Source organism: Flavobacterium oreochromis (assembly GCF_019565455.1).
Classification (GTDB): domain Bacteria; phylum Bacteroidota; class Bacteroidia; order Flavobacteriales; family Flavobacteriaceae; genus Flavobacterium; species Flavobacterium oreochromis.
Window position 1 is genome coordinate 476,751 of sequence record NZ_CP067377.1, and the last position, 14,380, is coordinate 491,130.

The window sequence follows — 14,380 nt, forward strand, 5'->3', positions numbered from 1 at the left end:
TAGGTTAACATATACCTCATATCAAAGGTTATAATCCTATGTTTTAGAACTATTTTGCACAATTAACTGGGCTGTCTTTTTTACTTGCACCACTACCTCCTAGAATAGTTTCTAAACGATCATAAGATGCTAGCATTTCGTCTCTACCACTACCTTCTAAAATTTTTTCTAATTCCTGTTTAATTCTCTCTCTATTACATTCATTTTGTATTAATTCTGCTACTACAGGAGCATCCATAATGAGATTTACTAAAGATATATATTTTAGAGTAATAATACGCTTAGCTATTTGATATGAAATAGCACTCCCTTTATACAAGACAACTTCTGGTATTTTAAACAATGCTGTTTCCAAAGTAGCTGTTCCTGAAGTTACTAAAGCGGCATGTGAAATACTAAGTAAATCGTAGGTTCTATTAGAAATAAACTGAATAGATTGTTGATCTATAAATTGCTCATAAAAGGCAAAATCTTGACTCGGAGCTCCTGCTATTACAAATTGATAGTGTGGAAAATATTTAACGACGCTTAACATTTCAGAAAGCATTTTCGTAATTTCTTGTTTTCGACTTCCTGGTAAAAGTGCAATAATTGGTTTTGATGACAGATTAAATTCTTTTCTAAATGAAGCTTCGTTTGTTGGGACTTTATTTTTAATGGCATCTAATAATGGATGTCCTACAAAATGAACTTTGTAATGATGTTTATTCTCATAAAAATCCTTTTCAAAAGGCAGGATTACATACATATGATCTACATCTCGTTTTATGGCATGAATTCTATTTTCTTTCCAGGCCCATATTTGAGGCGAAATATAATAATGAGTGGGCACCCCCAATCCTTTTGCCCATTTAGCGATTCTCATATTAAATCCTGGATAATCAATAAAAATAATAGCATCTGGCTTAAAATCAGAAATATCTGTTTTACACAATTTAAGATTTTTAAATATTGTGTTCAGATTCATTACAACTTCTACAAATCCCATAAAAGCGAGATCTCTATAATGTTTTACCAAAACACCTCCTACTGCTTGCATTAAATCTCCTCCCCAAAAACGAATTTCAGCATTAGGATCTTCAGAATAAAGTGCTTTCATTAAATTAGCTCCATGTAGATCACCAGAAGCCTCACCCGCTATAATATAATATTTCATCTATATAAAAAGTGTAATAACAGCCAGAATAATTGTAGCTAAAACTACACCTCTTGCCATCAATTCTTTATTTATTTTTAATAATCCAAAAAAAACTACCATATTAAGCATTGCTCCTAGAGTAATTATTTTACCTAAAAAACCTAGTGTCTTCATTTGAGTAATTCCATCACTAAAACTATAACTAGTAAAAAGTTTAAAAAATAAAAAAACACCTATAAAAGTTGCTAAAAAACCCAGCAAAGTACCTTTTAAAAGCTCTATCTTATTCATCCCACTTCCAATTATTAAGTTCTTGAATTGCGTGATAAGCTGTTAAATCAAACTGAATAGGAACAATAGAAACGTATCCATTAGCTAAAGCCCATTCATCTGTATCTTGACCTACATCTTCACATACAAATTCACCTGCTAACCAATAATAATCTTTTCCAAAAGGAGATTGTCTTTTATCAAATTTTTCAGCCCATTTTGCTTTTGCTTGACGTCCTATTTTAATACCTTTTATATCAGAAGCTGCTAATTTCGGAAAATTAACATTTAGAACGACTCCTTTAGGTAATCCTTTTTCTAAAACTTGTTGAATAATTCTTACCACATAAGGTTTAACAGCGCTAAAATCAGCATCCCAAGAAAAATCACACAAAGAAAAGCCAATAGAAGGAATACCCTCAATTCCAGCCTCTATAACTGCACTCATGGTACCTGAATAAATAACATTAATAGCAGAATTAGATCCATGATTAATTCCTGACACACATAAATCAATTGAATCTTTAATTATTTCATGCTTTGCCATTTTAACACAGTCTGAAGGGGTTCCTGAAGTTGTATATTCTAATACCTCTGCCCCATCAGCAGATATTTTATTAAGGTACAAAGTACTATTTACAGTAATAGCGTGTCCCATTCCGCTTTGAGGACTATCAGGAGCAACTACAACTACATTTCCAATTTCTTTAACTATCTCTATCAATTTTCGAATACCAGGAGCTGTAATCCCGTCATCATTAGTTACTAATATAAGTGGTTTTTTCATTTAATTAAATCATAAAAAAGTCTTGCTAAAATAAGGAATTTAAATTGTTCTAACTAATTTTGTAGCTTTAACAAAAAATTATAGCATCAACTTTACATTAGCATAATTTTTTATGTATTTTAGTATTAGATATGGATACAATCTGGACATTTATGAAAAAGAATTACAAATTACTACTGCTCATCGTAGCAGTATCAGCTGTATTATGGAGTTTTAAACCCAAATTTAAAACTGAGGACCCAGAAAAGGATCGAATTCTACTAGACGCAATTGTAAGCGTATTAGAAGTTTATCATTACAATCCTGCTACTATCAATGACAATTTTTCTAAGAATGTATTTGAAAATTTCATTGATGCCTTAGATCCTTCTAAACGTTTTTTCATTGAATCAGATATTCGCGAATTTAAAAATTTCGAATATGAAATTGATGATATGATACAGGCTCGAAACTTGAGTTTTTTTAATCTTGTATACGAACGTCTACAAAAAGAATGAATGAAGCTAAAGTAATTTACAGAGCATTAAATGATAAACCTTTTAATTTTAATTTAGATGAATCTATAAATATTGATTCAGACAAAATTGAATTTTCAAAAAACTATAACGAATTAAAAAACAGATGGCGATTGCAAATCAAGCTTTCAACTCTAGCATCTATAGTAGATAAAGAGAAGCTAGAAGATGAAAAAAAAGCAAAAGATCCCAACTATGTAGTTAAACCATTTGATCAGCTAGAAAAAGAATCAAGGGAAGCTGCTATAAAAAATCTTGATGATTATTTTGATTTTGTTAGTGATTTAGATCGTGAAGATTGGTTTGAAGTTTATTTAAATTCAATTGTAACACAGTTTGACCCACATACTTTTTACTTTGCTCCTGAAGAAAAAGAAAAATTCGACATCAGTATGAGTGGTAAGCTAGAAGGAATTGGTGCTCGCTTACAAAAGAAAAATGACAATACAGAAATATCAGAATTAATATCTGGAGGACCTGCTTGGAAAAACAAAGAATTAGAACCAGGAGATATTGTACTGAAAGTTGCACAAGGTAATGGAGAACCTGTTGATGTAGTTGGAATGCGACTTGATGATGTTGTCAAAAAAATAAAAGGTCCCAAAGGCACAGAAGTGCGTTTAACTGTAAAAAAGACTGACGGTACTATAAAAGTAATACGTTTAGTTCGTGATATTGTTGAAATAGAAGAAACTTATGCTAAGTCAAGCATCATTGAAAAAAATGGAAGAAAATTTGGTTTAATCCATTTACCAAAATTCTATATAGATTTTGAAAATGATGATAATCGTGATGCTGCTAAAGATGTTGAAGCAGAAGTATTAAAACTAAAAAAAGCAGGTGTAGAAGGAATTGTAATGGATTTACGTGATAATGGAGGCGGATCACTCAAAACAGTAGTTGACATAACAGGATTATTTATTGATCAAGGTCCTGTTGTACAGGTTAAATCATCTGGACATAAAAAAGATGTTTTATCTGACCATAATAACAAAGTACAATGGAATGGCCCATTAGTTGTACTACAAAATAATTTTTCAGCCTCAGCTTCTGAAATATTTGCAGCGGCTATACAAGATTATAAAAGAGGTATCATCCTAGGTAGTAAACAATCTTTTGGAAAAGGAACTGTTCAAAATGTTTTTGATTTAAATCAATTAAAAACAAAGTTTAATTTCAATTTCAACATGGGAGCTCTAAAAACTACTACTCAAAAATTCTATAGAGTAAATGGTGGTTCTACTCAATTAGAAGGCGTTACAAGTGATGTTGTTTTCCCTGATCGTTATACCTATATTAAAATAGGTGAAAGAGATGAAAAGAAAGCATTACAATGGGATAAAATTGACCCTGCTAATTATCAAGAAACAAATAGCATAAGTAATTTTGCTAGCGTAGTAGCTAATAGTCAAAAAAGAGTTATAGAAAATCCACAATTCAAGTTAATAGACCAAAATGCTAAATGGATTAACGACCGAAAAGATGAAAGCACAGTTAGCTTAAAAATGGACAAATTCATTACTGAACAAAAAAATATAGAAGAAGCAACTAAAAAATTCAAAGAAATAACAAAATATAAAAACAGCTTAAACATAAACCATTTAGCTGATGAAAATGAGTTAATTAAAAAGATCCTAATTTTGCTCAAAAACGCAAAGATTGGTTTGATGCTATTTCAAAAGATGCTTATATAGATGAAGCTGTTAACGTATTAAGTGAAATCAAAAGCCCTACATTTAACAAAGGAACTACAGCAAAAAAACCAAAGCTAGTTGTAAAATCATAAAGCAATATTTAACAAACGAAGAGAGCCCTTCCTGAGAAGGGAATCGAAAGGAGTTTTTTAAAATTATTAAAGGAGTAGAGAATTAATTTTTCTACTCCTTTTTATTTTTTCAATCCTATTCAAAATATAAATACCCATTTAAAAACAAAAAAACAGTCTTTTTACAGCATATTTACAAAAACAACAATCTATGTATTTATATTTTTTTAGCATGACTATTAAGCCATTCTCTCATATTTCATCTTTTTTCAATACAACATGTAAAAACAATTATTTACATAATCCTTCTACTATTTTAAAAATTAAAAACTACCCCTAAATTCATCCAGACTAATCAAACAAAATATTCATTCTTAGACGATACTACGCAAATAGATTAGAAGTCATTCAAAACAGCTTTAATCATTATTACATAATACGATGTCTATTCTTAGACATTATTATTTTTATGAACAATCTAAAGCACACATAAAGAAAGACTATTCATAAATTATTACCAAGAATATTAAATAGAGTTTATTAAAACTAACTAGAAGACAAAAGGGGGACTATATTTTACTCCAATTATCACTTTTAGTTCTTTACTGAAGGATTATAAGAATTTCCCATATCTTACTATAAAAAGAAGATTAAAACCACAAATAACACCCCATTTATATTATTAAACACAAGATTTTTAGAAGAAGAAAATATAAAAACCTTTCTTCCAATAATAAAATTCACCTTTCTAAGTCGTTGATTTTTATGTGAATTTAATTTTCCCAACAGACCTTAAAAAATACAAAAATAAATTTGTTAAAAAAAATACATATGAATAAAAAATAAACACATTAAGTTATAAATTAATAAAAATGCACATTTTTTTAATTTATTGTTTTATAAAACAAATTAATACCATATATTTGTATCAGTTACAAGGAAGTTATTTAAAACTTAAACGGGTGCAACTAAGAGATTCTGCAGAACCATGATAACCTCCAAAAACTATACCTTTTTTAGTTTTTATTAAAAAAATAAAGTAACAAGTTATTTCTTTTTTTCAAGAGACACCCCTCATAAGAAATGGCTTTCTTTAAAAACTAATTATTATTAATTTAAATTTAAAACAAATGAAAAAAATTTTTTAAGCTTATTAGTAGCTTCTTCATTATTCTCATGTTCAAAAGATGAAGTAAACGAAACAAAATCAGTTGAATCAGTAAAAATAAATTCACAAAGAGTAAGTGAAGACGTATTTGGTAAGGTTTATTATAATAAAGAAGGAAATCTAAAATTAAGAATAATGAACCGTTTTGGGGACACTTCAAAAATAAGCATAACATCTGCCGCTGATAGTAAAGAATATTTTCTTTTTGATGATGCAGAAGTAATGCATATTCCGGTTGGTGGAAAATCTGATGTCTATTTTTTATCTAAAGCTCGCAAATTCGTTTTTAGTAACCCTGAAGAAAATCAACTTTTAAACGAATTAAAAAAAATATTAATATTCGGAACTGGTAATCATGGTACATCTGTAAGATTAGACATAGCAAAAGATTTATCTTCTATTGTATTGAGTGCTGATACTTCAATAACATTCACAAAATTATAATTAAATTATTTTCAATAATTAATATAGCTTATTTGATTTTAAGATAAAAGTAGAGAATAAGTTATACCCAGTTTAGATACCTCTAAGAAGTTTTTTTATAAAAAATAAAAGTTCTTAGAGGTTTTTTATATATACTCCAGATTGCGAATTAAGTAAATATTATACTTTTCATTAACTTTATAAGCATGAACCTTTTATTAAATAGCTTATACGATATTGTTTCCTTACTTATAAAACAACTTATCCTATAGCACTTTTTATTTACTTTAAACGCATAAATTATCTCAAATGACGATCTACCAGATAATACTTTTCAATCATTGTAGTAGTTCTTCCATTTACCATAATTACTGATCTTTCATTTATAATAATCCAACTGTCTAATATGAATTCGTATCTTCCAATCAAAAAATCAACTTTTACAGCTAGCTCACTTTACCATCCGTATTCCATGATCTAATAATTTGAGTCCATATAAGATTTTAGAGAATAGCATTAAATTGCAATAAAAAACAAATAGATTTTTACACATTTTGCTTTTTACGAAAGATTATATTCATTTTGTATTATTATCCCAAAACAACTATTTTAAATACTGTTTCAAATCTTTTAAATTATCATTTAGAAATAACTGTAGGAGTTTTTATAAAAAAAACACTGAATATTTGGCTTTAAAACAGAATCATTTATAGCCCATAAAAAAGGTGTTATAGCTATTATTCTTTTTAGAATCTTTCTCTTAATTTCAAAAAATAAATATTATACAAAAGAGGCTGTTCTAAAAATTTAGAACAGCCTCTTTTGTATAATATTTTAGAGCTAATTAATTAAACTGTGCTCTATTATCTTCAATTTTAGCATCACGTTTTAATAAGAAAAGTAACCTAGCTGCTGAAGAACTTTTTGATTGTACTCCTAAACGTGCTATGATCTCTTTAAAATCTTTTGATGGAGCTGCTTTTTTAGAACCTATCACTTTTATTTTAAATACTCCAGAATTACCAGCAATTGTTGGCGACACTACTCCTTGCTTTAATGAAAAAGCTTCACCTACTACTTTTGGTTCTGGACCTATTGATTCAATGAAAGATCCTGCTGCAGATACATCTTTTGCTTCTTTAACTGGCGAACCTGTTGCTTTAGCCACAGCTTCTAAAGTAGCTCCTTTCATTTTGTCTTCAATCATTTTCACTTTTTTCTCGTTTCTTAATTTATATCCAAAAGCATTTTTAGCTTCTTCAATAGACATTAACCCTGAATCATTGATAGATTTTAATTTCACGATAACATGAGCATTTGGAGTCTGAAAACGTTTAACATCATTTTTATCAGCTGAAAATGCCCAACGTACAATTTCTCTCTGTGCTCCTACACCAGGAATATTTTCATCTAAAGCAAACACTCTTGCTGCTGGAGCAACGGTTAATTTTTCTGCCTTTACTGCATTATCAAACCCTTTTTCATTGGCTAAAATTTCAAATTTAGATGCCTTAGTAAACGCAGCATCGCTTGTAGCTTCTGAAGGAAGTATTTTTTGAGCAATAGTAGCCAAGCGTATTCCATCTTGCTTATCTGTTACTTGAATTACATGGTAACCAAATTCCGTTTCAACTAAACCTATTTTTCCAACTGGATTTCCATACACAAAATTTTCGAAATTTTTAGTCATTTGTCCTTTTGAGAAATAACCTAAATCGCCCCCTTGTTGCTTAGAATTATCATCAGAATTAGTCATTGCTAACATAGCAAAAGAACTTGGATTTGCTTGTGCTTGTGCTAACAAAGCAGTTGCTTTTGCTTTTGCTTCTTCTTTAGTTCTATTAGCTTGTGGTCCTGCTGAACCTTTAAATGATAATAATATATGGCTAGCTTTAGCATTAATTCCTGCTTTTTTTCCCATAGCTTTAGAAATACAATAGTACTGACCAAAAATATAAGGTCCATAAGTTGCACCAGGAGCTGTATTAAATAAAGCTTCTGCATGATCTACTGGTAAATCTTTTTTAGCAATATAAGTAGAATCATATTTAATATCAGAATTAGTATTTACAAATTCAATCACATTAGATGTATTACGGAATCCTGCTACAGTATCATTTTTACCTGTTTTCGCGTTATATACTACTGAAGCATTCATTAAAGCATTTACTTTGTCTTTAACAGCTTTTTCATCAGCAGCTGATGGCTTGTCTTCAATTACAACGTACTCTAACTCACGAGAAGGTTCTGCTTCGTACTTCTTCTCGTTTTTCTTCATATAAGAAATAATTTCGTCGTCCGTTAACTCAACTTTTTTATCTTCTACTGTTGAATAAGGAACTGAGACTAGGTTAAAAGTAACTTTATTATTTTCTAACTCATAATTAAATTTACCTTCCGCTTGTGTAGTATAATAAGCCCCTTTAATCATCGAATTATACATTTGTTCTTTTGCAAATTGAGCTACTGATTTTTCATAATTCAACCATTGGTTCCATGATTCAGGCTGTTTTTTCATAGAGTTTAAAAACTCATTGAATTTTGTTTTATCAAATTTACCAGCTGCATTTAAGAACTGAGGATTTTGTGAAAACTGTGGATCTTCTTTAATTACATTAATTAATTGATCATCTCCAATTCTTAATCCTGTTTTTTCAAATTGATCTTCTAATAAAACTCTTCTAATTTCCTGTTCCCAAATACTATTACCTGCCTGTGTAAATGAAACTCCTTGCTGATTTTTTTGTAAAGCATCTACTTTATTTCTAAAATCCTCAAAAGTAATATCTACACCGTTTATAGTACCTGCATTTCTTGAATTGAACATAGAAGATCCATTTTCAATTAGGGCACCTACTACGAATGCAAGTAATGACAAACCTACAATACCGGCTACCAATAGAGAACGCTGTCTAATTTTTGATAAAACTGCCATTTTACATCTTAATTTTTTAATTCAGTTGGCGAAAATACAACTATCTATGAAATAATAAAATAAGTTCGCTTTTATTTTGGTTCAAACTTTGTTTTTTTTCTAATTATTATCTTTCTCTTCAAATTTCTTAGCGAAATTTCTTCTAAAGAAAAACATACCAATAGCTCCTAATCCTAAAAACAGGCTTAAATAGGGCATATCATTTCCTAAATTTATTTTTGTAAATGCGTCATAAAATAAGAAAGCAGCAGCTATCAAATAAGCATATTGAGTGTATTTCATGTATTTCATAAGTTCAGTATTTATTTTATAATTTTTAAAATCATAGTTTTAGATCAGCATTATCAAACAAAATATGTTTAAATCTGATCTTGATTATTTTTTTTATTATAAGTTATAGGTTCCTTGTATATTCTGGGTATCTAGAAAACTAAAATCTTTACTAAAATCAATTCCTACGCCACTAATAACACTTCCATTATTAGTAAATCTAAATGGCTTTTGTGTAAAAAACCATTCCTTTTTTTGATCATAATACAACTGTTCTGTTTCTAAACGTTTCCCATCATGGGTTGTTATAACTACATTTTGATCCAGTTCTATTAAATTGGTTTTACTATAGATTATTGCATATTTAGATGTCACTAAGCTCTTGTTTCCCTTTTCATCATAAACAGCTAAATTTAATCCATCAGGAAACTCATTAAACGGAAACTCTGCTGTCGTATAATCTAGCATTTTGGGTGAAATTAAAACAGCTTTTATCTTACCAGAATCTGTATATTTTAGATTAAAATTTTCAATTTCTCCTACAGGATTAATTGATGTAATATTAATTTTACGAACTTCATTTATACTATTCTCACAAGCCACAAAAAAAAGTGAAGCTATTAAAAACAGCAACACTTTAAAGATATTTTTTTTTTGAATAAGACTAATCATATCTACGTTTTACAAACCATCTATCATTAAACGATAATCCTATAGAAAAATTCATATAATTTTCTTTAACTAAATCAGATGCAGTAGTTCCTTTTTGTCCATATTCGAACCCAATATTAACATTCGAAAAAGTACCTCCTAATGGCAAACCTACTCCTAGAGTTATTGCTTTATCTTTTATAGATTCTCCTTTAGCAACAATACCTACGTTTTCATAACGAAGACCACCGCGGTATACCACTCGGTTTAAATAACCTGAAAAAGCATTGTATTTAGGAATATAATATCCTCCTATAGCAATCTTTGCTTTTTCTTCTCCTACTAAAGACTTATTATCATCTAACTCTATATCGCCTTTTGTTGCAAATGAAGACTCAAAAGCAATAGTCCATTTTTTATCTATCCCGAAAGTAGACCCAAATGTAAATTGGTGTCTATTATTTCGAAACGAATTTTTTTGATCAACTCCAAAACTAATTTCAGATGCAGTAACAGTAGAAATTAATCCTTTCGTTTTTAACTCTTCAACTCGTAAGCCTAATGGCAAATCAACTGTTCCAGATGTAACGAAATCATATTGAGAAATTTTTGTTTTATAAAAACCTCCTAATTTTATATTCCCTCCTCTTACTTCATATTTTGAGCGTTCAAATGTTGCATTAACATCTGTATCATAAGCATAAATTATATTTTTCTGAATAATCCCAAAATCATAATCAAACTCTGCTCCTAGGCTAAATTTAGGTGTAATTTTATACCCTAATGCCACATAAGCCCTATTCATACCTCCAAACCCTTCTAGATTACGAGTATTTAAATCTACTTTAGAATTAATTTTATAACCAACATAAGAGTTGGCATACAATCCTACTCCTACCCCTAACTTATTAGTTAAAGGAAAGGCGGCTGTAAGATAATCAAAAGTAACACGTTGTGCTTTTTCTTCTACAGAAGTATTTCTAAATGTTACTTTAGAAAAAGCGCCTCCCATAGCTAACGAAGTCAACTTCATAACGGATAAACCTGCTGGGTTTTGAAAATTAATATGAATACTATCCATAACTACCCCCATTCCTGCCATTGAGCGATTTTCAACCGAATTAGCAAACTTAGTCTCACCAAGACCATAAGATGAATAAAATGAGGCCGAACCTGTTTGAGCAGCATTCTGTAAAGTAAAAAGGAAGAAAAAGCTCCTAAAATTATTTTTCTATACATTGTATTTGGTATTGGTATATACGATTCAAACTTTCTAATAAAAAATTTGCATTGGCAAATATGGTATTTTTTAATCGTTTAGCCAAAAAATTAGCATCTCCTCCCGTTAAAATTATGATAATTTTTTCTTTCTCTTTTATTAATTCATTTATATACCCATCAATTTCAAAGCTCAAACCATTAACAACACCTGAGTGCATTGAGGCAATTGTTGAATTACCTATTAGGTTTTCTGGGTCTGTTAGTTCTAACAAAGGCAACTTAGCGGTATAATTGTGCATAGAGGCATAACGAAGTCTAAACCCTGGAGAAATAGCTCCTCCATAATAAACATTTTGTGCATCTACAAAATCGTATGTAATACAAGTTCCTACATCAATAATTAATCTATTTTGAGATGGGAATTGCAAAACAGCACCTGCGGCTAAAACCATACGATCAACCCCTAATGTATTAGGTGTTGCATATTCATTAATGAAAGGAAAATTACTTTTTTGAGAAATCTGAACCACTTTAAAGCGTTTTTGAAGCCATTCAATTTCTTTTTTTCTAATTTCCCAACTGAAGAAAGGACCAAATCCTTGCATAAGGGGTATTTTTGAAAATTTTTTCGATTTCAAATAAAATTTTTTCAAGTGAAAATGAAAAAAGATCTAAAAGTGTATCCTTCTCAAAAACAGCCACTTTAACTCTTGTATTTCCTATATCTACTGCTAAAATCATGACTTTTTTAAATTATGGACAAAGATATAAATAGATTTTTTTCAAAAAAATGTTTTGCACAAATGAAAAAAGCTCTTATATTTGCATCCGCATTCGATAAGCAACAACGCTTTAAGAAATGGTACCTTAGCTCAGTTGGTAGAGCAACGGACTGAAAATCCGTGTGTCCCTGGTTCGATTCCTGGAGGTACCACAAATCAGAAGATGATTAACGTTCAAAAAAATTACTGGTACCTTAGCTCAGTTGGTAGAGCAACGGACTGAAAATCCGTGTGTCCCTGGTTCGATTCCTGGAGGTACCACATTAAAACCACTATTTCATAGTGGTTTTTTTATTTTAAAAAAATCACACATTCCCTACTCTTCCTGTTTACTTTCTAGGATCAAGTCATATTTCTGTGGATTAGTTAAAATTACGCATATAAATTTGGGATCAAGTCATATTTCTGTGGATTAGTTAAAATTACGCATATAAATTAGTTAGTCTAAAAAGGAAGAATTCTATACTTCTCACTCCTCTAAATTTACTTCTAAAAGCTTTTATTTTTGCATTGAAAGATTCTGCTGAAGCGTTAGTACTTCTAAAACTAATTTTAAAAGTAACATTTATTTTAACAAACATTTTTTAACGTTTAATCGCTTATTTATTACCATACCTACAGCTTATTTCAGTCACTAATTTTAGTTGTTTTTAGAAAGACTCTATTAATAATTCCAGTACAACTTCTACTTTTATTGTTCCTAGCACTATCACATTGCTAGCTTTAGCTATTTATTTTAACTCAGTAGCCCTCCTTTAAACAAAGAAAATAATTCGCGCAACAACAAAGACTTATCTATATTTTCAAAAAGAGGAATCATCCTTTCTATATTTTAACTAACTCCTTTTTATAATTTTACTTAAAAGAATCCTCATATTGACATTTTAAATTTCTAATATTTATATCACAAAATACAGCAATAGCATTATAGTCATTAAATTCAGAGCCTGTCTATTGATTTTTTTAAAAGCCTCAAACGCCTAAATCACCCATGCCTTTCCACAAAGAAAGCCTAATTACTAAAAACCTCTTATTGAATATCATCAGACTTAAAAAACTACTTCTGAATTTAATTTATGATTACGATATTTTTTATGATTAGAATGAATATAAATCTCTTTAAATCAAAAAAATCCTTCATCCTTAAGTTTAAAAAACAAAAAACAACTTAAAAAGACAAACAAAAGAACCTCCTATTTAAGTTAATTTTAGAAAACAAAAATAGTTTTTTTGTTTTCTTTAACTTTTTCAACCCAAACTTAGACTAATATTTCCCTTACATTTGAATAATAATAATGAATACGAATATGAATATGAAAAAACTTATTTATTTATCAGCTTTGTCAATCCTTTTTTCTTGTAATAAAGAAGAAGTAGTAGTTAACACTCCCCAACAGCCAGAATCCCCTAAAAATATATTTGCAGTAGGCGAGGAACTTAACGGACAAATAAGTGTTGCTAAATTATGGAAAAATGGCGTACCCACTTCATTAACCGATGGAACTAAAAAAGCCGATGCTACCTCAATATATGTAGCTGGTTCAGATGTATATGTAGCCGGGAATGAATCGAACGGAAATGTATATATTCCTAAAGTTTGGAAAAATGGCAAATCTACTTCTTTAACAGATGGAACTAAACCTGCCTATGCTTCTTCAATATATGTAGCTGGTTCAAATGTATATGTAGCTGGATATGAATTTAATGATAACGATATTAGAGTTGCTAAAATTTGGAAAAATGGCGTACCTACTTCTTTAACCGATGGAACTGAAAATTCATCAGCAAGCTCAGTATGCGTAGTCCAATCAAACGTTTATGTTGCTGGTTATGAGCGTAACGATAAAAATATGGGAATTGCTAAAATTTGGAAAAACGGTATAGCTACTTCTTTGACTGACGGAACTAAAGACGCGTATGCTAACTCAGTATATGTAGTCGGTTCAGATGTATACGTAGCTGGAATAGAGTCTAACGTTGCTAAAATTTGGAAAAACGGCATAGCTACTTCTTTAACTGGCGAAACTAAAAACACGTATATTAAATCAATATATGTAGCCGGCTCAGATGTATATGCGTCTGGATATGAACGCGTTAATGGATTAGCAACTATTGCTAAAGTTTGGAAAAATGGCATACCTACTTCTTTGACTGACGGAACTAAAGAAGTATATACCAACTCAATATACGTAGTTGGTTCAGATGTATATGTAGCTGGAGAGGAAATTAACGATGCTCGTGTAAGAATTCCTAAAATCTGGAAAAATGGCGTACCTACTTCTTTAACTGATGGAACTAAAAACGCTACGATTATGTCCATTTTTGTAGGTAATTAACATTTATTAACCATCTGAGAAAATATCAAAAAGAAAGGAATTAGATTTCCGAAAATTTTAGACAATTTTAAATTTTATTTTAACATAACAACGAGTTAGATACAGCTATATCTAACTCG

General features: G+C 29.8%; 8 protein-coding genes, 2 tRNA genes and 5 pseudogenes. 5 read left to right on the forward strand and 10 right to left on the reverse strand.

The window, feature by feature from the left end; genetic code table 11:
- Positions 1–36: 36 nt before the first annotated feature.
- The 3 genes and pseudogenes from lpxB to surE all read right to left on the reverse strand — a co-directional run bounded on the left by lpxB (position 37) and on the right by surE (position 2,195).
- Positions 37–1,156, reverse strand: a pseudogene (gene lpxB, locus JJC03_RS02350) (lipid-A-disaccharide synthase).
- On the reverse strand, positions 1,157–1,429 hold the full coding sequence (locus JJC03_RS02355; protein ID WP_088399511.1) for a hypothetical protein: 273 nt from the start codon (positions 1,427–1,429) through the stop codon (positions 1,157–1,159).
- Positions 1,422–2,195 (reverse strand): 5'/3'-nucleotidase SurE, encoded by a 774-nt coding sequence (gene surE, locus JJC03_RS02360; protein ID WP_235873916.1) that lies wholly within the window; start codon positions 2,193–2,195, stop codon positions 1,422–1,424. The genes JJC03_RS02355 and surE overlap by 8 nt, the downstream gene beginning before the upstream one ends.
- 131 nt (positions 2,196–2,326) lie before the next feature.
- On the opposite strand from surE, the pseudogene JJC03_RS02365 reads away from it, so the two are divergent.
- Both JJC03_RS02365 and JJC03_RS02370 read left to right on the forward strand, forming a co-directional pair.
- Positions 2,327–4,496: pseudogene (locus JJC03_RS02365) on the forward strand (carboxy terminal-processing peptidase).
- A 1,282-nt stretch (positions 4,497–5,778) separates the two neighbouring features.
- A complete protein-coding gene (locus JJC03_RS02370; protein WP_235873917.1) occupies positions 5,779–6,087 on the forward strand; it encodes a hypothetical protein in 309 nt (102 codons plus the stop codon).
- Positions 6,088–6,366: 279 nt separating this feature from the next.
- Here JJC03_RS02370 and JJC03_RS17225 read toward each other — a convergent pair whose 3' ends face one another.
- From JJC03_RS17225 to JJC03_RS02395, 6 genes and pseudogenes are all read right to left on the reverse strand, one after another.
- Positions 6,367–6,495, reverse strand: coding sequence for a hypothetical protein (locus JJC03_RS17225; protein WP_258932101.1), 129 nt, complete (start codon positions 6,493–6,495; stop codon positions 6,367–6,369).
- A gap of 415 nt (positions 6,496–6,910) precedes the next feature.
- Entirely contained in the window at positions 6,911–9,001 is a 2,091-nt protein-coding gene (locus JJC03_RS02375; protein ID WP_088444891.1) for a peptidylprolyl isomerase, read from the reverse strand.
- A 99-nt stretch (positions 9,002–9,100) separates the two neighbouring features.
- On the reverse strand, positions 9,101–9,292 hold the full coding sequence (locus JJC03_RS02380) for a hypothetical protein (RefSeq protein ID WP_165624190.1): 192 nt from the start codon (positions 9,290–9,292) through the stop codon (positions 9,101–9,103).
- 96 nt (positions 9,293–9,388) lie between these two features.
- Complete coding sequence (gene lptC, locus JJC03_RS02385) at positions 9,389–9,943, reverse strand: LPS export ABC transporter periplasmic protein LptC (protein WP_088401124.1); 555 nt, start codon at positions 9,941–9,943, stop codon at positions 9,389–9,391.
- Positions 9,936–11,081 (reverse strand): annotated as a pseudogene (gene bamG, locus JJC03_RS02390) (BamG family beta-barrel-assembly machinery protein); the annotation flags it as partial. The pseudogene bamG and the gene lptC, both read right to left, overlap by 8 nt.
- A gap of 64 nt (positions 11,082–11,145) precedes the next feature.
- Positions 11,146–11,884 (reverse strand): annotated as a pseudogene (locus JJC03_RS02395) (type III pantothenate kinase).
- A gap of 120 nt (positions 11,885–12,004) precedes the next feature.
- Between JJC03_RS02395 and JJC03_RS02400 the strand changes: the two are divergent.
- Positions 12,005–12,077: transfer RNA gene (locus JJC03_RS02400), tRNA-Phe, on the forward strand.
- Positions 12,078–12,113: 36 nt separating this feature from the next.
- Positions 12,114–12,186 (forward strand) — tRNA-Phe (locus JJC03_RS02405).
- Positions 12,187–12,347: 161 nt separating this feature from the next.
- Here JJC03_RS02405 and JJC03_RS02410 read toward each other — a convergent pair.
- Positions 12,348–12,467: pseudogene (locus JJC03_RS02410) on the reverse strand (transposase); the annotation flags it as partial.
- Positions 12,468–13,238: 771 nt separating this feature from the next.
- Between JJC03_RS02410 and JJC03_RS02415 the strand changes: the two are divergent.
- Positions 13,239–14,261, forward strand: coding sequence for a hypothetical protein (locus JJC03_RS02415; RefSeq protein WP_123895814.1), 1,023 nt, complete (start codon positions 13,239–13,241; stop codon positions 14,259–14,261).
- The last annotated feature ends 119 nt before the right edge of the window (positions 14,262–14,380 follow it).

Coding starts and splice junctions, on each gene's coding strand:
- JJC03_RS02355 (WP_088399511.1), bottom strand. CDS start 1,429: ATGAATAAGATAGAGCTTTTAAAAGGTACTTTGCTGGGTTTTTTAGCA.
- surE (WP_235873916.1), bottom strand. CDS start 2,195: ATGAAAAAACCACTTATATTAGTAACTAATGATGACGGGATTACAGCT.
- JJC03_RS02370 (WP_235873917.1), top strand. CDS start 5,779: ATGAACCGTTTTGGGGACACTTCAAAAATAAGCATAACATCTGCCGCT.
- JJC03_RS02375 (WP_088444891.1), bottom strand. CDS start 9,001: ATGGCAGTTTTATCAAAAATTAGACAGCGTTCTCTATTGGTAGCCGGT.
- JJC03_RS02380 (WP_165624190.1), bottom strand. CDS start 9,292: ATGAAATACATGAAATACACTCAATATGCTTATTTGATAGCTGCTGCT.
- lptC (WP_088401124.1), bottom strand. CDS start 9,943: ATGATTAGTCTTATTCAAAAAAAAAATATCTTTAAAGTGTTGCTGTTT.
- JJC03_RS02415 (WP_123895814.1), top strand. CDS start 13,239: ATGAAAAAACTTATTTATTTATCAGCTTTGTCAATCCTTTTTTCTTGT.